This is a genomic window from Pseudoalteromonas luteoviolacea NCIMB 1942, from assembly GCF_001625595.1.
Taxonomy (GTDB): domain Bacteria; phylum Pseudomonadota; class Gammaproteobacteria; order Enterobacterales; family Alteromonadaceae; genus Pseudoalteromonas; species Pseudoalteromonas luteoviolacea_A.
On sequence record NZ_AUXT01000039.1, the window covers coordinates 1 to 385 of the forward strand.

The following is a 385-nucleotide window of genomic DNA, read 5'->3' on the forward strand; positions in this document are numbered from 1 at the left end:
AGACTGGCCAGGCATTCAATCCATTATTGGCGTTGAGCGCACTCGGACGAAGGGAAAAAAGACCAGTATTGATACACATTACTACCTGAGTTCATCAAGAGATAACACGCTCATATCAAAAGCAATTCGCCAACACTGGTTGATAGAAAATCAACAGCATTGGATACTGGATGTGGTGTTCAAAGAAGACAGTTGCCAAATTCATGAGGTACTGAGCGCCCAGCATATGGCGCTATTTAGGCGAGTTGTTCGCAACATGGTTAAGCAGCACACAAAAAGCAAAGGGTCAATTCGAAGCAAGCTTGTTGCAGCCAGTTTTGACGATGATTTTAGAACTGAACTTTTGTTTGGTTAACAGGAATTAACAAAGTGTGCTCGCACCCTG

General features: G+C 43.4%; 1 protein-coding gene. It reads left to right on the top strand.

Features of this window, described 5'->3' with window-relative positions; genetic code table 11:
* The coding region (locus N482_RS03420) for an ISAs1 family transposase (protein WP_155730460.1) at positions 1 to 355 on the top strand (355 nt) is incomplete at its 5' end.
* Between the last annotated feature and the right edge of the window lie 30 nt (positions 356 to 385).